Raw genomic sequence first — 17,396 nt, 5'->3', positions numbered from 1 at the left:
GGCCGGGCGTACTGCCCGGTGCCGGGGAACTCCCCGTGCTCCTGGTAGTCGCCCWCGGGTGCGGGCTGCTGCTCGCCCACCTCGTCGGGATACTGGCCCCCGGCCTCGACGAAGCCCTCGTCGAGGGTGTCCACCAGACGGCCCACATCCTGCATGGGCATCCGGAAACTGGCACTGCACATCTCGCCGCGCCACAAGCTCAGCACCAGCGTGCCTTCGTGCCAGGTGACCCGGAGAACCCGCTCCTGGCCACGCTCGTCAAAGAACACTTCGCCGAACGACGGCAACGGGACAACTTCCGACATGGAAGACATAGTGCTTTAACCAGCCTTTATTCGTCCACTCGACCTCGGGAAACTCTACCGAACCGGTCTTTCCGTCCCCACCTTCCATCACTATGACACCAAAACGGGCGATCTTCTTTGCTCGTTGGGAGGGCGGTGAGCCGGATGATCCTGCCAGTTTGCCACGCGTGCCGAGCTCCGGGTCCCGGAATTCCGGGATGCGCCCGGCCGGCGACTGCCCGGAGGCAGCCGCGATCGTCGGGCGGAACGGGTACGGTTGGCTGTCGTGCCGACCGACTCCATCGCCCCCACCGAAGACGTCTCCCCGAAGGCGGATCTGCCGCCGGTGGAGGAATTGCTGAGCACCGCCGTCGAGGCCGTCGGCGGGGTGGAGCGCCCCGGACAGATCAAGATGGTGCAGGCGGTGCAGCACTCGATCCAGTCGGGTGACCACCTGGCCGTCCAGGCCGGCACCGGCACCGGCAAGTCCCTGGCCTATCTGATCCCCTCGATCCGCCACGCGATGACCTCCAAGGGCGCCGTGGTCGTCTCCACCGCCACCATCGCGCTCCAGCGCCAGCTCGTCGACCGCGACCTGCCCCGGCTCTCCGAGGCGCTCGCCCCGCAGCTCCCGCACGAGCCCACGTACGCGATCCTCAAGGGCCGCCGCAACTACCTGTGCCGCTACAAGGCCAGCGCGGGATGGCCCGACGACGAGCAGGACCAGCTCTTCGACCCGCGTGAGGTGAGCCTGACCGGGCGGATGGTCCAGCGCATCCAGGAATGGGCCCAGGAGACCGAGACCGGCGACCGCGACGAGCTCGTCCCCGGCGTCAACGAGCAGGCCTGGCGGCAGTTCTCGGTGAGCGCCAGGGAGTGCCTGGGCGCCACCCGCTGCCCGAGCGGGATGGAGTGCTTCGCCGAGCTGGCCCGCGCCCGGGCCGGCGAGTCGGACGTCGTCGTCACCAACCACGCGCTGCTCGCGATCGACGCGATGGAGGACTTCCCCCTCCTGCCCGAGCACGAGGTGGTCGTGGTGGACGAGGCTCACGAGCTGGTCGACCGGGTCACCTCGGTGGTGACCGGCGAGCTGTCGGAGGTCATGGTCGCCCTGGCGGCGCGCCGGGTCGGCAAGCTGATCGAGCCGCACCTCGGCGACCGGCTCGTGGAGGCCGGGGAGGACCTGAAGGCCCTGCTCGCCGTCGCGCCCGCCGGACGCCTCGACGAGCTCCCCGAGGTGCTCGGGCTGACGCTGGCCCTGATCCGCGACGCGGCGTGGGGGTGCATCACCGCCCTCGGGCCCCGGATGAGCTCCGACAAGGACGACCCCGAGGGCGCGGGACTGCGCAAGGCCGCCTTCACCGCCCTGGACGAGGTCCACGACACGGCGCAGCGGATGCTGAACGCGTTCGGGCACGCCGAGGAGGTGGACCGGGCCGAGGTGGTCTGGCTGGAGGCGGGCACCGAGCGCCGTCCGCCCCTGCTGCGGGTCGCTCCGCTGACCGTGGCCGGCATGCTCCGCGACAAGCTCTTCGGCGACCGCACGGTGATCCTGACCTCCGCCACGCTGGCCCTGGGCGGCGCGTTCGACGGGCTGGCCCGCCAGTGGGGGCTGGGCGCCAAGGAGGGAGGCAAGGAGCGGTCCGGGTGGACCGGGCTGGACGTCGGCTCCCCCTTCGACCACCCGCGCAGCGGCATCCTCTACGTCGCCAAGCACCTGCCCCAGCCTGGCCGTGACGGTCTGCCCGAGGCCTACCTGGAGGAGATAACGGAGCTGATCGAGGCCGCCGGCGGCCGGACCCTCGGCCTGTTCTCCTCGATGCGGGCCGCCAAGGCCGCCACCGAGGCCCTGCGGGACCGGCTGAGCGTGCCGCTGCTCTGCCAGGGCGACGACTCCACGATGCTGCTGGTCAAGCAGTTCTCCGAGGACGAGCCGACCTGCCTGTTCGGCACCCTGTCCCTCTGGCAGGGCGTGGACGTGCCGGGCCCCTCCCTGCGGCTGGTCATCATCGACCGCATCCCCTTCCCCCGGCCGGACGACCCGCTGAGCTCCGCCCGCCAACGCCACGTCGCGGCCAAGGGCGGCAACGGCTTCATGTCGGTCGCCGCCACCCACGCGGCCCTGCTGCTCGCCCAGGGCGCGGGCCGGCTGCTGCGCAGCCAGCACGACAAGGGAGTGGTCGCGGTCCTGGATCCCCGCCTGGCCACGGCGCGCTACGCGGGTTTCCTGCGCGACTCGCTGCCGCCCTTCTGGCCCACCAACGACCCGGCGAAGGTCCGCGAGGCCCTCAGGCGCCTGTCAGCGTCGTAGGGTTCGGGCTCACCGGCCGAGGGTGCCGGCGGATCGGCCGTTGTCACCCCCGGCCCGCCCGGCTGGGGAGCGGCGGGCCGTCGTCACCCCCGGCCACCTGGCCGAAGAGCGGCGGGCGGACCGTCCGGCCGACACCGCTCCGGCCCCGGCCCGCCGGTTCAGGGGAAGATCCCCAGCTCCGGGCGCTTGGGGTCGAGGGCGTCACCGGAGGAACGGCCGCGCAGCCGGCGGATCACCCAGGGGCCGAGGTGCCGGCGCACCCACTGCACGTCCTCGCGGCGCTTGACCCCGGGGTCCACCCGGTCGCGGGGCGGCCAGGCCTTGCGCCAGTCGTCGTCGCAGTCGATGCCGAGGACCTCGCACACCTTGGCGGCCACCATCCGGTGACCCTCCTCGTTCATGTGCAGGCGGTCGTCGCTCCAGGCGCGCCAGTCGCGCAGGCCCTGCATCGACCACTGGTCCACCAGGCGGCAGCCGTACAGCTCGGAGATCGACCTGACGTGCATGTAGAAGATCGCGAATGTGCCGCGGGCGCGGCGCATGATCGGGGTGTCGCGCGGGTCGACGCCGGTGAACAGCAGCACCTCGGCGCCGGTGGCCCGCAGATCGCGTACGGCTCCCGCCAGCTTCTTGGCCATCCGGTCGGGGTCGCTGCCCGGCCGGAGCAGGTCGTTGCCTCCGGCGCAGAAGCTGACCAGGTCGGGTCGCATCCCGATCGCGCGCGGGACCTGGTGCTCGACGATCTGGTCGATGAGCTTGCCGCGCACGGCGAGGTTGGCGTAGCGGAACTCCGGGTCGAGCGCGGCCAGCCGCTCGGCCACCCGGTCGGCCCAGCCCCGATAGCGTCCGGCCCACGCCGGGTCCGCGCCGGGCCCGGCCACCGCGGGGTCGTTCATGCCTTCGGTGAAGCTGTCGCCGAGGGCGACGAAGGAACGGTAGCCGCTCACCGGGCGCTCCCGGCGACGGCGTGCGGGGCGAGCGCGTGGGACCTCCGCCCGGAGCCGGCGGCGGCGGCCCGGCCGGCGCGCCGCGCCGGGATCGTCCCGGGCCTCACCGGGCGACCTCCTCGTAGGCGGCTTCGAGCAGGGCCTCGGGCGGGTCCTCCAGCGGGGACACCTTCGCCAGGTCGTCCAGGACCACGAAGCGCAGCTTGGCGCCGCGGCTCTTCTTGTCCAGGCGCATGTGGTCACGGAGCTCGGGCCAGGCGTCTCGGCGGTAGGAGACGGGCAGCCCGACCGAGGTCAGGATGGACCGGGTCCGGTCCACGACGTCGGCGCCGATCCGGCCGTCCAGGCGGGACAGCTCCGCGGCGTAGACCATCCCGATTGCCACGGCCTCGCCGTGGCGCATCCGGTATTCCTCGACCCGCTCGATGGCGTGGGCCAGGGTGTGCCCGTAGTTGAGGATCTCCCGCAGGCCGCCCTCGCGCAGGTCGGCGCCGACGACGTCGGCCTTGATCTGGATCTTCCGCTCGATCAGCTCGCGGGTGTGCCGCCCCTCGGGGAGCCGGGCGCCGGCGGGGTCGTCCTCGATGAGCGCCAGGATCGCCGGGTCGGCGATGAAGCCGCCCTTGATGATCTCCGCGAGACCGCCGACGTAGTCGTCGCGGGGCACCGAGACCAGGGTGGCCAGGTCGCACAGGACCCCGGCAGGGGGGTGGAAGGAACCGACCAGGTTCTTGCCCTCGGGGGTGTTGATCCCGGTCTTGCCGCCGACCGCGGCGTCGACCATGCCCAGCAGGGTGGTCGGCACCTGCACGACCTTGACCCCGCGCAGCCAGGTGGCGGCGGCGAACCCGGCCAGGTCGGTGGTGGCTCCCCCGCCGACACCGACCACGGCGTCGGAGCGGGTGATGCCGTAGCGGCCGAAGGCCGACCAGAGCTGGGCGGCCACCTCGACCGTCTTGGCCTGCTCGGCGTCGGGCACCGGCAGCGGGACGACCGCGTATCCCGCGGCCTCGATCGCGCCGCAGACCGGCCGCGCGATCTCCGGCAGGCTCGCCGGGTGGATCACGGCGACGGTGCGGACCCCGGAGCCGAGCAGGCCGGGGAGCTCGCCGAGCACGCCGGCGCCGATCACCACGTCGTAGGGGGCGTCGCCGTGGACCTTGATCCTGGAGACCGTCACGGCCGCAGCCCCTTCACGATCTCGTCGACGACCTCGTCGGGCTTGCGCTCGTCGGTCGCCACGACGACCGTGGCCAGCCCCTCGTAGATCGGGCGGCGGGCGTCCATCAGCTTCTTGAGCTGGCTGCGCGGGTTCAGCACGAGCAACGGCCGCGCCGAGGCCAGGCCCACCCGCTGCACGGCCTGCGACAGCCCCACTTCAAGGTAGACCACCGAGTGGCCGGCCAGCAGCTCCCGCGTGGTCTCGGCCAGGACCGCGCCGCCGCCGAGGGAGAGCACGCCGTCGTGTTCGGCCAGCGCCAGCCGTACGGCCGCCGCCTCCAGCTCGCGGAAGCGCTCCTCGCCGTCCTCGACGAAGATGTCGCCCACCGGCTTGCCCGCCACGGCCTCCACGTCGGTGTCGGTGTCGCGGAAGGCGGCCCCCAGGCGGTCGGCCAGCAGCCGGCCGACGGTCGACTTGCCCGATCCGGGAGGACCGATCAGAACTACGCGGGGACTCACTGCGCCTCCTCTGGCTGCTCGCCGGGCTTCCCGTTCACTTGATCACCATCGACGAGAGGTAGCCGGACAGGTTACGGGCGACCTCCTCGACGGAGTCGCCGCCGAACTTCTCGATCGCGGCGTCGGCGAGGATCAGCGCGACCATCGCCTCGGCGACGATCGCGGCGGCCGGGACCGCGCACACGTCGGAGCGCTCGTGGTGGGCCTTGGCCGCCTCACCGGTCAGCACGTCGATCGTGGCCAGCGCGCGGGGCACCGTGGAGATCGGCTTCATCGCCGCGCTGACGCGCAGCGGCTCGCCGTTGGTCATCCCGCCCTCGACGCCGCCGGCCCGGTTGGTCATGCGGCGCACGCCGTCGGCGGTGTTCTCGATCTCGTCGTGGGCCCGGGAGCCGGGACGGCGCGCGGTCTCGAAGCCGTCGCCGACGGCGACGCCCTTGATCGCCTGGATGCCCATCAGGGCTGCGGCGAGGCGGGAGTCGAGGCGGCGGTCCCAGTGGGTGTAGCTGCCCAGGCCCGGCGGCAGGCCGTAGGCGAGCACCTCGACGACGCCGCCGAGGGTGTCGCCCTCCTTGTGCGCCTTGTCGATCTCGGCGACCATCGCGGCGCTGCCGGCCGGGTCGGCACAGCGCACCGGGTCGGCGTCGACCGCCTCCATGTCGCCGGGGCCCGGGACGACGCCCTGCGTGGCCTGTGCCGCGCCGATCGAGACGACGTGGCTGACGATGTCGACGCCGAGTGCCTGCTTGAGGAAGTTCTTGGCGACCTGGCCGAGGGCCACGCGGGCGGCGGTCTCGCGGGCGCTGGCCCGGTCGAGCACCGGGCGGGCGTCGTCGAAGCCGTACTTCTGCATGCCGGCCAGGTCGGCGTGGCCGGGGCGCGGGCGCGAACGCGGCGCGTTGCGGGCCTGGCCCTCCAGCAGCGCCGGGTCCACCGGGTCGGCGGCCATGACGGTCTCCCATTTGGGCCACTCGGTGTTGCCCACGCGAATGGCGATGGGGCTGCCGAGCGTGCGGCCGTGCCGCACGCCGCCCACGACGCTCACCACGTCCTGCTCGAACTTCATCCGGGCGCCGCGGCCGTAGCCCAGGCGACGCCTCGCCAGTGCTCCATCGATATCGGCCGTGGTCACTCCCACCCCGGCGGGCAGGCCTTCCAGGATCGCGACGAGCTCAGGGCCGTGGGACTCTCCAGCGGTCAACCAGCGCAACATGGTGCCAAGTCTTCCATGTGCCGCCCACTGATATGGCCTCAGCTCATCAGGTGAGACGTCAGCCGAGTCCGGCGGTGGCCGCGCGCTGGACCTCGGCGGATCTGCGCAGGAAATCGAGGATGAGTTCGAGCTGCTCGTCGGTGTAGGTGGCGTACAGCCCTTCCAGGCCCTGGACCACGTCCTCGAACAGCGCGCCGAACCCGGCGACGCCGTCGTTCCTGATCTCCACGATGACCCGGCGCCGGTCCTCGGTGTCGCGTATCCGCCGGACGAAACCTTTGCGCTCCAGCCGGTCGATCAGCCCGCTCACCGAGGCCGGGGTCAGGCCGGAGTGCCCGGCGATCTCTCCCGCGGCGAGCGGGCCCAGCCGCCGCAGCAGGTCGAGCGCCTTCGCCTCGGTCATGCCCAGGCCCATCCGCGCGCTGACCGCGGTGTGGAACATCACGGCGGTGGTGCTGTGCTCCCGGCCCGCCTCGGCCAGGGCCGCCAGCAGTCGCTCCCTCGACAAGACGGAGATCCTCTCCTGTATTTCGTTAGAGCGAACTAAATAATTCGTACACGAGGAGGCTAACAGACGAAGGTATTGATCATCGATGGTGGCGTCGGCCCGATCGGCGCCCACCCGGCCCGCGACCGGCGGCAGGCGGCAGGCGGCAGGCGGCGGTCAGAGACCGGTGAGGATGGCCGCGAAGGCCCCCACGACCATGAAGGGGCCGAAGGGGATCTCGCTCTTACGGCCGGCGCGCCGCAGGATCATCAGCGCGACTCCGTAGAGGCCGCCCGCCAGGAAGCCCAGGAAGGCCCCGGCGACCAGCGCGTCCCAGCCCAGCCAGCCGAGCGCGGTGCCGAGGGCAGCCGCGAGTTTGACGTCGCCCAGCCCCATGCCCGCCGGGTTGACCAGGAACAGCACCAGGTAGAAGGCCGCCAGGGCGAGCCCGCCCAGCCCGGCTCCGAGCAGGTCGTCGAACCGGCCTCCGAGCATGGCCGTCGCCGTGAGCAGGGCGGCGGTGCCGAGGTAGGCGGCGAGGGTGAGCCGGTCGGGCAGCCGGTGGACGGCGGCGTCGACGAAGACCAGCGCGACGGCGACCACCGCCAGCCATCCGTAGGCGGCCAGTTCGACCGCCGTCACGACCTCCGGCAGCGGCCCGGGCGGCTGCCCCGCCGGGACGGCGCCGGAGCGGGCCGCCCACACGGCGCGCAGGGCGAGAAGGGCCAGTGCCAGCGCGGTGACGAGCTCCACCGCCAGCGGCGGCGGCCCGATCCGTCCGGAACATCCGGGGCAGCGCGCGGCGGACAGCGTGGCGCCGCAGTGCGGGCAGTCCCTCCGGAGCGGCTCGCCCTCGGCCACCGAGTGCCGGACCACCAGGCCCCGCGTCCAGCGCCCGGCCGCCAGGCCGGTGAGCGCCGCCAGGACCGGCAGAAGGATCACGAGGCCTCCCCGCCCTGCGCCGCCCACGGACGGTCGCCTGCTCGCTCGCCGCGCTCCTCCACGGGCCGACCATATCCGGCCCCGCTCCCGGCGTCCCCGGAAGACGCCTGCCGGATCATGGGATCCGAAGGGGCCGGCCTCGGTCACGAGACGAGGATCCGGACCCGGTCACGAGACGAAAGTCCGGACCCAGTCACGAGACGAAGGTCCGGACCGGGTGACAGGGCTCTGGGAGATCCCTGCCGGGCCCCGGCGTCCCGGGGACGGCCGTGCCCCGGCTCCCCGGGGAAGAAGGTCAGTCCCGTCCGTGGAACGGCCAGCCGAACCGCCGCCGCCGAGGGGCCGGAGCCGCCTCCTCCATCCGCGCCACGGTGACCTCGGGTCCGAGCTGGTCGACGGTGCCCGACTCGACCGCGGCGAACGCCCGCAGGACGCTCCCCTCGATCACGAAGGGCACCGGACCCGCCACGTCGACCACCACCGCGGCCGCGTTCTCGTGTACCGCCGCCTGGCAGACCTGGAGGGTGGTGGCCTGGATGGGCCGGGCGTCGGGGCGCCAGAGCCGCAGCGGCTCGACCCCGGTGAAGGCGAGCACCGCCTCGCGCCCGTCGTTGCCGATGAGCTTCGGCAGGGCCATCTCGCTCTCCTTCTCCTGCCGCAGGCCGTGCTCCCCGACCTCCGACGCCGTCAGCAGGGCCACCACCGGGACGAGCAGCCGGGCTCCGCCCAGCGCGGCTATCACCGCCCCGGCGTCGGCCGTACCGGCGGAGTAGGCCGCGAGCGCGGACGAAACGGAGGCGTCGGCGCTGCCGTCGTCATCGGGGACCAGGGGCTGGGGAATGCTCGGCACGGATCCGGAGCCTACCCGCGACCGGTGGGGAGGCGAGAACTCCGGGGCCGGGAGTCCCGGGAGGGAGCGGGAACTCCGGGACCCGGAACCCCGAAGAAGCCGTGCGGGGCTCCCGGTCCCGGAGTCCCGGGAGGGGGCGGGAACTCCGGGACCCGGAGTCCCGGAGAAACCGGGACACCAGCCCCATGCGGACGGGGCCGGGGACGGGCGACGATCCTCCTGTCGGGAATCCGGACGGAAGGGAGCGGTCATGCCGGAGACGGTCGAGCGCGGTCGGCGGACAGGAGAGTCCCGGGCGGCACGCGTCGTGGTCGAGGTCCTGTTCTTCGCCGCGGCCCTCGGGATCGTCTACGCGCTCTGGGGCTGACCCGTCCGGACGCGGTACGGCCCGCACGGGAGCAGGACCGTACCGCGTCCGGGACGGATCAGCCGAGGTCGGCGATGGCGGCGACCGGGCCGCCGCCGCTGGGGCCCTGGTGGACCGCGGCGACCGAGACGAAGACGGCCGGGTCGCCGGTGACGCTGGCCGCGACGCCGCCGACGGTGGCCTTGATCTGGCGGTGCCAGTGCACGTCGGAGTCGTCGAGCATGATGTTGCGGCGGCCCCGGACGCTGCCCGACGGGTCGGCCTCGCACTTCATGAAGACGTTGACCAGCCTGTCGCCCAGGTCGGACGGGTGGGGACGGTCGGGCAGGTCGATGCCGCTGGAGCGGATCGCCTCCCAGATCCCGTCGGCGTCCAGCGCGTCCTTCATGACCGAGTGGCCGATCCGGTAGCGGCCTCCGATGCCGCGCACGTTGCCGACGACCACGATCTGCGCACGGTCCAGCTCGACGCCCGAGGAGCAGGACGCGACGGAGGAGTACAGCGACAGGTCACGGTGGATCTGGTCGGCCGTGGGCATCTCGATCTCGCCGAGCGCGACCGCGACGCCGAGCGCGGTGGTGGAGTTGGAGATGTCCATGGACGGGCCGGTGTCCTCGATCACCACGTCCTTGCCCCGGGACTTGGCGTCGTTGATGGTGGCCAGGGTCAGCAGGGGCGTCTTGGTCTGGACGTAGTGGACGTCGGCGGGATCGTCGATCCCGGCGGTCTTCATGGCCTCGCGCACTCCGGCGGCGACCTTCTCCACCATGGCGGGGCGGCCGATGTCCTCGGGGAGGATGACGTCGCTCATCGCGATGCCGACGCTGACGCGCGGCTCGTCGCCCGGCTCGGCGTCCGCGGTGGTGGCGAAGACCGTCGCGTGCGGGCTCAGCACGCCGTCGGTGCCGCCGGACCACACCAGCGGGACGCTCTCGGGGGACGGGTGCCCCTTGGCGGCGAGCACCTCGCGGAAGGCACGGTCGGCCAGGATGCGGGTGTAGTCGTTGACCCCGCCGTTGCCCTCGGTCTTGCCGATGACCGCGAGCACCCGGTGGGCCTCGATCACCCCGTCGTCGATGAGCCGGGTCAGCCCGGAGGCGTCGGTCACGCTCTCGATGGCCACCTTGCGCACTTCAATCGGTTCCGGCATGCCTGCCACCTTCCAATCGGGTCGTGTTCACTTTCGCACCACGGTGCCGGCCTGCCCGGCGACCGCCGCCCCGATGTCCCCCAGGGAGGTGATCACCGCCTGGTCGCCGCCCTGCTCGACGAAGCGGAGCGCGGCCTCGACCTTCGGTCCCATGCTCCCTCCCGCGAAGTGCCCGGCCGCGTGCAACACGCGCAGCTCGGCCGCGGTGACGGAGCCGATGGGCCGGGCGTGGGCCGTACCGAATCCCACGACGGCCCGGGGCACGTCGGTGGCGATCACCAGGACCGTGGCCCGTACGGCGCGCGCCAGCATCGCGGCGGCCAGATCCTTGTCGATCACGGCCTCGACCCCGGTGAGCCGGCCGGCGGCGTCGCGGGCCACCGGCACTCCCCCGCCGCCCGCCGCGACGACGGTGAATCCGGCGGCCGTCAGCGCGGCCACCGCGGGGGCGTCGAGGATCTCCAGGGGTTCCGGGGAGGCCACCACCCGGCGCCAGCCCCGGTCGAACCGGCGCCAGGTCTGGCCGAGCCCTTCGAAGCGCCGGGCGTCGGCCTCGGTGAAGTAGCGGCCGATGGGTTTGACCGGGTCGCGGAAGGCCGGGTCGGCGGGGTCGACGAGCGTCCGGGTCACCACGACCGCGGCACGGCCGCCCAGGGCGTTGAGGACCAGCGTGCCGATCGTGGCCTGGGTCTGCGCGCCGCACCAGTCGAGCGGCACCGGGGGCACGACGTCGGCCGCGAGCTGGTTCTTCAGGATCAGGTTGCCGACCTGGGGGCCGTTGCCGTGGGTGAGGGTCACCTGGTGGCCGGCCGCGATCAGGGCGGTGACGTGGCTCATCGCGCCCTCCACCGCTCCGCGCTGGTCGTCCGGCGAGGCGCTTCCGTCGGGAGCCGTCATCGCGTTGCCGCCGAGTGCGATCAGTACTCGTTCACCCACACGAGCGACGCTAACGGCCTGCCTGATCCGGCTCATGGTCACTCTCTGCCCAAGGCGGAGCCGTTCTTCGACAGAAGTCGACGGCCAGGACGCCACCCCAGCCTGCGACCTCGTCGCGGTCCTCGGCGCCGGCTTCTGCCCGCGTCCGGACTTCCTCCGCCGGGCGGCGGCGCGGGCGCCGGGGCGTGCTCGCGGGGGGCGCCTCCCGGGAGTTGTCGCGCGGTGCCAACTTCGGGGGGCCAACCGGCGCGGGCAGGCCATAGACCCGTGCCGGGTGACGGGAAAGGCTTCTCTTCCGCGTCCTTCCGACGGGAGAGATCGAGTGGGTCAGCTCCGTCCCGGCCACATCGTCGTGATCGTCCTGTGCGCCGTGGCCGGGCTCGCGGTCCTCACGTTCGCGGCCGACACGCTGCTGAACCGGGAGACGGCGCCCGCCGTGCCGAAGGCGGACATGGTCGCCCAGGCCAGGCGGATGGCCTCCGACGGGCTGGAGGACGCCAACGACTTCGGCTGCCGGCCCCGTGACGGCTCGCCGTACCCGGTGATCCTGGTCCACGGCGCCAGGAGCAACGGGGCGGTGACCTGGCCGGTGGCGGCGCCGTACCTGAGCAAGCAGGGATACTGCGTCTTCGCGCTCGACTACGGGTGGAGCAACTCGATCAGGGATTCCGCCCAGGTGCTGGGGATCTTCGTCGAGGGGGTGCTCCAGGCCACCGGGGCGCGGAAGGCGGCGATCGTCGGGCACAGCCTGGGCGGGATCGTGCCCCGGGCCTACATGCGGCTGGAGGGCGGGGCGGGAAAGGTGTCGGAGCTGATCACCCTGGGCGCACCGCACCAGGAGCTGACCGGGGAGTTGCGCGAGAACTGCGGCTGGGAGACGGTCTGCGACGAGCTGCGCTCGGACTCGCCGCTGATGAGGGAGCTCAACGACTCCTCCATGGTCGAGGAGGGGGTCGGCTACACCGCCCTCGGGCTGAAGGCCGAGCAGGAGGCGGCCTCGACCTTCGTCGACGGGCCGGAGGAGCAGGTGACCAACCGGATGCTCCAGGACGACTGCCCGCTGAAGGGACTGGTCGAGGGCGCGATCGGGCACAACCTGGAGACGCTGGACCCGGTGATGCTCTCCTACGTCAACAAGGCACTGGAGAGCCCCGGCCCGCTGCCGAAGGGCTACCGCCCGGACTGCTTCGCGCTCATCCTCTGACCCGCCGAGCGCCCCCTCCGCCCCGAGCCGGCCCACCGCCGTATCGCGCGAACCCGCATGACCAGTGCTTTTAGGCGTGGACCAAAAGGCGTTGAGAGATTCTTCCCCACAGGTCATTCTTGGCGGAAGGCACAGGCGACAATCGCGGTGGACGCACCCGAACGGGGGCGCGTCCACCGCGACTTTCACCACATCACCCGTGCACGGTCCGGGGAAATCCTCAGGAGCCTCGGCGGACCGGAAAGACACGCCCGCCGGACTGCCGGTGATCGTGCTCGTGGCGGTCTCTCCGGCGCGCCGGCTCCGTCATGCGCCTCTAGGAGACGCTGCGGCCCTCGACCGCGTCCAACACCAGCGGGGTGGCGCCGGCGTCACCGCGGACGCCGAAGCCGTAGCGGTATTCCGCCCGCACGTCCGGGTCCGTCAGCTTGGGCAGGTGCTCCAGCGTGGCGGCGGTGACCAGCCGCCAGCCGTCGCCGGAGTCGGCGTACATGGCCGCCCGGTCCCCGACCAGCGACAGGGCGAACCTGCCGCCGTCCGGGATCGACACCCCCTGCTTGACGCCGAACACCGCGAGACCGCCCGGGACCTGGGGCCCGCGCACCTCGAAGCCGGCGAACTTGTGGGTGTTGACGTAGAAGGCCACCACGTCCGTCCGCCCGTCCTTCACCAGGCCGGTGTAGACCGTGTCCATGTCCGTGGAGTTCCCCTGGAACCCCTTGACCGTGATCGCGGTGCTGAAGGCCGGGTTGCGCGGCGAGACGTCCGAGGAGAGCAGCCCGAACCAGCTCGCGGAGGCGTGGCTCGCCGACAGCGTGCCGCCGCCGACGCTCACCTGCGGGACCTCCTTGTTCTCCGGCTCGACCCGGTGCGTCCGGTAGCGTGCCGAGCTGTCGGTGTCGAAGCCGTCGGACAGCTCCCGGTTGGCGAAGGCATCGGGAGAGGGCGGCACGTAGGCCGCCTCGGGCGGCAGCCGGAAGGTGACCCGGTGCTCCTGCTTGAGGTAGTCCGCGCACACCACCGGGTGCTCCTGGTCGGCCGGCGCGTAGGCGGTCAGCTCGGTGGTGAAGGTACGGTCGGCGCCGGTCCGCAGGCCGCCCACCCCGAGCGAGGCCGGGGCGAGGCTCACCCCGTCGCAGGCCCGCAACGTGACCTTGCCGGCCATGGGCAGCACATCGTGGTTGGTCACGGTGAAGCTCACCGTGGAGCCGATCCGGCCGCGTTCGCCCGTCGCGGCGGTGATCTCGACGTTGCGCCGGTCGGCCGCCGGGACCGCGGCCGCCGCCAGGCTCAGCCTGTCGATCTCGTACGAGCCCGCCCAGTCGGAGCCGACCGAGCCGCGTACCCACACCTTGACCCGGGAGATCGCCTTGCGGCCGGCCCAGCGCGACAGGTCGAGGGTGAGCCGGTTCCAGCCGCGGGCGGGGTCGATCGCGCCGACGCCCTCGGCGACCTTGCCGTCCGGGCCGTAGACGCGGACCTTCGCGGAGAAGGCGTTGCCCGGCTCGAAGCCGTCGTCGGCGTTCTCCGGCACCCGTACCGACACCGACAGCTGTGACCTGAGCGAGGCGTCGAGCGGCCGGTCGAGCACCAGATCGGTGCCCTTGTACGACTTGGCGTACATCGACCAGCCCGGCAGGTCGCGGTCGAAGCGCACGCGCAGCGCGTGCCCGCCGTCGACGGCCACCTGTTCGACGGCGGCCGCGTTGTCGGAGGGCCGCCAGCCGCCGGTGTCCCGCTCGAAGTCGGAGACCACGCGCTCCAGCGCGGGCCTGGCGTCCAGCTGTACGCCGACGGTGGCCGGGAGCTTCCTGGTCGCCAGCTTCGCCGGGTCGAAGCCGGGGATGACGTCCTTCCAGTCGGAGATCCCGATGATCTTCTTGGCGAACTCGGTCACCTCGAGCGAGCGCTCGGTGTCGATGTACTTGAACACCTCGTGCACCGGCTTGCGGTCACCGGCGTTGGACGGCGCGGCGTGCCCGTCGTCCCACGTCCACAGGCCGAGGCGGAGGCCGCCCTCCTGCTTGTGGTCGACGTGCCTGTGCAGGATGAACGAGTCGATGCCCTCAGCGAATGCGATCTTGTAGTAGGCGTAGGCGTAGGCCGCCGCCTGCAGCTTGAGCTGCTCGTCGGTGTAGTCCTGGGAGTTCAGGCCCTGCTCCGAAAGGATCACCCGGCGCGGCTGCCCGTCGTGGAGCAGGTGTTGCTGGGCCAGGTAGCGCGGCAGCAGCTCGATGTTCTTGAACGTGATGCGCAGCGTGTCGAAGCTGTCGGTCGCCGTCTTGTCGTTCCAGAACGCCGGGTTGAACAGGTTCTCCGGATACGGGTGGTGGGCGATGTTCCAGTCGAAGTCGCCCTGGGCCTTGGTCAGGGCGTTGAGGCCCTCCACCACGTCACGGCCCTTGTAGGTGTACTTCGGGTCGTCGCCCACGGCGCCGGTCCAGAAGTGGGTCAGCGAGGTGTAGACGCGGGCGTTGGCGTCGGACTTGCGCACGGCCTGCCAGGTCAGCCGCATGGCCCTGGTGTACTGCTCCAGGAAGACGTCGCGGTCCTGGGGGCCCATGTTGTACCAGTACTGCTGGGCGTCGATCTCGTTGCCGACGATCCAGCCCCACGCCCTGCCGTACTTGGCGTCGGCGCGGCTGTAGCGCTGGGCGAAGAACTCCATCGCGGCCGTGAAGTAGCCCTCGCCCTCGGCGGTCTTCACGTCGAAGGCGTACACCGTGCCCTTGCCGCGCTCGGCCTCGGGGTGGATCAGCTTGGACGCGGCGGAGTTGGCGGCCTTGTTGTCGTAGACGATGGCGATCAGGTTGACCAGGACGCCGTTGTCGGACAGCGGCTTGACCTGTGCGTCCAGCCCGGCGACCGCGCCCTTGTCGAAGTAGTACGTCCTGCCCTGCGAGACGTGCTCGATGGTGTTGCCCGCCGCGCCGGGTCCGGCCATCATGACCGAGTCCAGTGCCAGGTTGATGCCCGCGTGCTCGACGCCGATCTCCTCGGCGTCGTCGGTCATCTGGACCTGCAGGCCCTTCTTGCCGGGCACCTGCGGGTAGGGGGCGTCGTTGGCCGAGGGGAAGCGCAGGTCGTCGGCGTAGTGCACGTCGCCCAGCACCTCGCCGTCGGCGACGGCGAGGAACTTGTCGTGCAGCCGGTCCTGCGCGCCGTCCATGCGCGGCACCTCGGCGCTGAAGGCGCCGTCGGCGCCGGGCGCGACGACGGCGACCGGCTGCAGGTCCGTGTGGCTCGCGGGGTCCTGCCAGGTGTCCAGCGCGTACAGCGCCACCTGGCCGCTCGCCCTGCCGGTGACGGTGACGGCGCTCTGGCCGACGGCGACCCCGGTGACGCCCGCCTCGGCTCTGGCGAGCGCGGGGGCGGGCAGGGCCGTCACCGCCGCCGGCAGGGCGAGGGTGAGGGCGATCAACGCGTTACGTAGGTTCCGTGGTGAATACGGCATTGCATCTCCTGCTCGGGGGGTGTGGCGGGGGTGCCTCCGACCGGGCTACTTGGCCCAGTCCTCCTCGCCCCAGTTGTTCTTCTTGATGCCGGCCTCGACCCCGCGGTCCCACCACTTCTGCAGGTCGGGCAGTTCCTCGTCCAGCGGGCGCTTGCCGAGCAGGTAACCGTCGAACACGTCGCGGAAGGAGGTGCCCTCGGGACCGCCGGGCAGCCCGGTCACCCGGAACGGCTTGCCCCACTCGCCCTGGAGAAGGCCGGCGGTCTCGGGAGAGGGTTCCACACCCTCTATCGCGGGCAGGCCGCCGGTGGCGTCCAGCCACGGCTTGACCGCCGGCGAGCTCATGAACTGCAGGAACTTGATCGTGGCGGCGTACTTCTCGCCCTTCACCGTGGACGGGACCATGTAGCTGGTACCGCCGACCGACGCTCCGTACCTGGCGGGTGCGTCCGTCGACAGCGGGGTGGTGGCCTTGGTGATCGTCGGGAACGGCATGGTGCCGATCGGGAACTTGGCGTCCGATTTGAGCGCCTCGACGGCGAAGTCGGTGCCCCACGACATGGCGGCCTTGCCCGAGACGAAGTCGCGGTGGCCGACCGTGGCGCCGCCGTCGGCCACGCCCGTCCAGTTCGGCGTGCCGCAGTCGAAGAACTCCTTGTAGAGCTTGAGCGACTCGGCCACCTCCGGCGTCCCGGCGGCGGTGAGCGCACCTTCCTTGATCGCCTTGCTGATCGACTTCTCGGTCACGGTCGGCGCCGTGCCGGGCTTGCCGGTGGCGTCGAAGGCGTTCCACTTGTCGTAGTACTTGTCCAGGAGCTGGGTGCTGATCGACTCCCACGTCCATCCCGGCGCGAGCCCGCCCTTGTCCAGCGCGACGGGATCGTAGCCGGCGGACTTCAGCTTCTTGCAGGCGGACCTGAAGTCCTCCCAGGTGGCCGGGGGCTGGTCGACGCCGGCTTTGGCGAAGGCGTCCTTGTTGTAGAACAGGCCGATCGCCACCAGGTTGAACGGGATGTATTCGAGCTTCCCGCTCTCCTTGCTGACCGCCTTGCTGACCCCGGGGCCGAAGTACTCCTTCTTGAAGACGTCGAGCCATTTCTGGTTGCCCTCGACGTAGGGGTTTGGCTTGTCCAGTTCGGCGTCGAGCGCGTGCACCTCGTGGGCCTTGTGCGGCGGCTGGTTGAAGACCAGCTCCGGCGCGGTGCCGGCGGCGAGCTGCGTCGTGATCGTCTGGATGAAGCCGTCGAGCGGGAGCACCTGGGTGCGCACCTCGATGCCCGGCTCGCGCTTCTCGAAGGCGTCGACGAGCGCCTCCCAGGAGGGGCCGAAGCTGCTGCCGCTGGTGTTCCACTGGTTGGGGCCGGCCAAGGTGATGGTCACCTTGCCCTGCCCCGCGGCGCCGTCCGAGTCGGCCTTTTTGTCGGTGCCCAGCAGTCCGCATCCGCCGGCCGCCACGCCGGCGGCCAGCAGCGCGACCGACGCCGCCGCCCTGCGGCGGCGTGTGGAGGGAGTGTTCATGGAGCCTGGTCCTTTCAAGGGGGGTGAGTTAGATATTGATACGTTTCAATACA

At 71.9% G+C, this 17,396-nt stretch carries 14 protein-coding genes; 2 read left to right on the top strand and 12 right to left on the bottom strand.

Features of this window, described 5'->3' with window-relative positions; all coding sequences use genetic code 11:
* Nucleotides 1-305 (bottom strand): hypothetical protein (locus CA984_RS19770; protein ID WP_133061715.1); only part of this gene is annotated, 305 nt, incomplete at its 3' end.
* A 265-nt stretch (nucleotides 306-570) separates the two neighbouring features.
* On the opposite strand from CA984_RS19770, the gene CA984_RS19765 reads away from it, so the two are divergent.
* Entirely contained in the window at nucleotides 571-2,595 is a 2,025-nt protein-coding gene (locus tag CA984_RS19765; RefSeq protein WP_086574511.1) for an ATP-dependent DNA helicase, read from the top strand.
* Nucleotides 2,596-2,753: 158 nt separating this feature from the next.
* Here the strand turns inward: CA984_RS19765 and CA984_RS19760 are convergent, their stop codons facing one another.
* From CA984_RS19760 to CA984_RS19720, 9 genes are all read right to left on the bottom strand, one after another.
* Nucleotides 2,754-3,542 carry an SGNH/GDSL hydrolase family protein gene (locus CA984_RS19760; protein ID WP_086574509.1) on the bottom strand — a complete coding sequence of 263 codons (789 nt, stop codon included), beginning with the start codon at nucleotides 3,540-3,542 and terminating at the stop codon, nucleotides 2,754-2,756.
* 103 nt (nucleotides 3,543-3,645) lie between these two features.
* On the bottom strand, nucleotides 3,646-4,722 hold the full coding sequence (gene aroB, locus CA984_RS19755; protein ID WP_086574507.1) for a 3-dehydroquinate synthase: 1,077 nt from the start codon (nucleotides 4,720-4,722) through the stop codon (nucleotides 3,646-3,648).
* Complete coding sequence (locus CA984_RS19750) at nucleotides 4,719-5,222, bottom strand: shikimate kinase (protein WP_086574505.1); 504 nt, start codon at nucleotides 5,220-5,222, stop codon at nucleotides 4,719-4,721. The genes aroB and CA984_RS19750 overlap by 4 nt, the downstream gene beginning before the upstream one ends.
* 34 nt (nucleotides 5,223-5,256) lie before the next feature.
* Nucleotides 5,257-6,435, bottom strand: a complete 1,179-nt coding sequence (aroC, locus tag CA984_RS19745; protein ID WP_086574503.1) for a chorismate synthase — start codon at nucleotides 6,433-6,435, stop codon at nucleotides 5,257-5,259.
* A gap of 58 nt (nucleotides 6,436-6,493) precedes the next feature.
* Nucleotides 6,494-6,943: a MarR family winged helix-turn-helix transcriptional regulator gene (locus tag CA984_RS19740; RefSeq protein WP_086574501.1), complete on the bottom strand. Its 450-nt coding sequence runs from the start codon at nucleotides 6,941-6,943 to the stop codon at nucleotides 6,494-6,496.
* A gap of 156 nt (nucleotides 6,944-7,099) precedes the next feature.
* On the bottom strand, nucleotides 7,100-7,864 hold the full coding sequence (locus CA984_RS19735) for a prepilin peptidase (RefSeq protein ID WP_207620943.1): 765 nt from the start codon (nucleotides 7,862-7,864) through the stop codon (nucleotides 7,100-7,102).
* Nucleotides 7,865-8,159: 295 nt separating this feature from the next.
* Nucleotides 8,160-8,714, bottom strand: coding sequence for an SseB family protein (locus tag CA984_RS19730; RefSeq protein WP_086574499.1), 555 nt, complete (start codon nucleotides 8,712-8,714; stop codon nucleotides 8,160-8,162).
* A 425-nt stretch (nucleotides 8,715-9,139) separates the two neighbouring features.
* Entirely contained in the window at nucleotides 9,140-10,231 is a 1,092-nt protein-coding gene (gene bar, locus CA984_RS19725; RefSeq protein ID WP_086574497.1) for a barbiturase, read from the bottom strand.
* Between the two features lie 27 nt (nucleotides 10,232-10,258).
* Nucleotides 10,259-11,167, bottom strand: coding sequence for a carbamate kinase (locus tag CA984_RS19720; protein ID WP_231509903.1), 909 nt, complete (start codon nucleotides 11,165-11,167; stop codon nucleotides 10,259-10,261).
* A 322-nt stretch (nucleotides 11,168-11,489) separates the two neighbouring features.
* On the opposite strand from CA984_RS19720, the gene CA984_RS19715 reads away from it, so the two are divergent.
* On the top strand, nucleotides 11,490-12,371 hold the full coding sequence (locus CA984_RS19715; RefSeq protein ID WP_165781330.1) for an esterase/lipase family protein: 882 nt from the start codon (nucleotides 11,490-11,492) through the stop codon (nucleotides 12,369-12,371).
* 316 nt (nucleotides 12,372-12,687) lie between these two features.
* Here CA984_RS19715 and CA984_RS19710 read toward each other — a convergent pair whose 3' ends face one another.
* Together CA984_RS19710 and CA984_RS19705 are read right to left on the bottom strand one after the other, a co-directional pair.
* The gene (locus CA984_RS19710; RefSeq protein ID WP_086574489.1) at nucleotides 12,688-15,825 is read right to left on the bottom strand and encodes a DUF5722 domain-containing protein; all 3,138 of its coding nucleotides are present in this window, start codon (nucleotides 15,823-15,825) and stop codon (nucleotides 12,688-12,690) included.
* A gap of 45 nt (nucleotides 15,826-15,870) precedes the next feature.
* Nucleotides 15,871-17,343 (bottom strand): ABC transporter substrate-binding protein, encoded by a 1,473-nt coding sequence (locus CA984_RS19705; RefSeq protein WP_086574486.1) that lies wholly within the window; start codon nucleotides 17,341-17,343, stop codon nucleotides 15,871-15,873.
* Nucleotides 17,344-17,396: the final 53 nt, after the last annotated feature.

The sequence above is a fragment of the Streptosporangium minutum genome (assembly GCF_002149035.1).
GTDB classification, from domain to species: domain Bacteria; phylum Actinomycetota; class Actinomycetes; order Streptosporangiales; family Streptosporangiaceae; genus Streptosporangium; species Streptosporangium minutum.
Note: the sequence above shows the minus strand (reverse complement) of the source record. Positions and strands in the feature narration are given on the sequence as shown.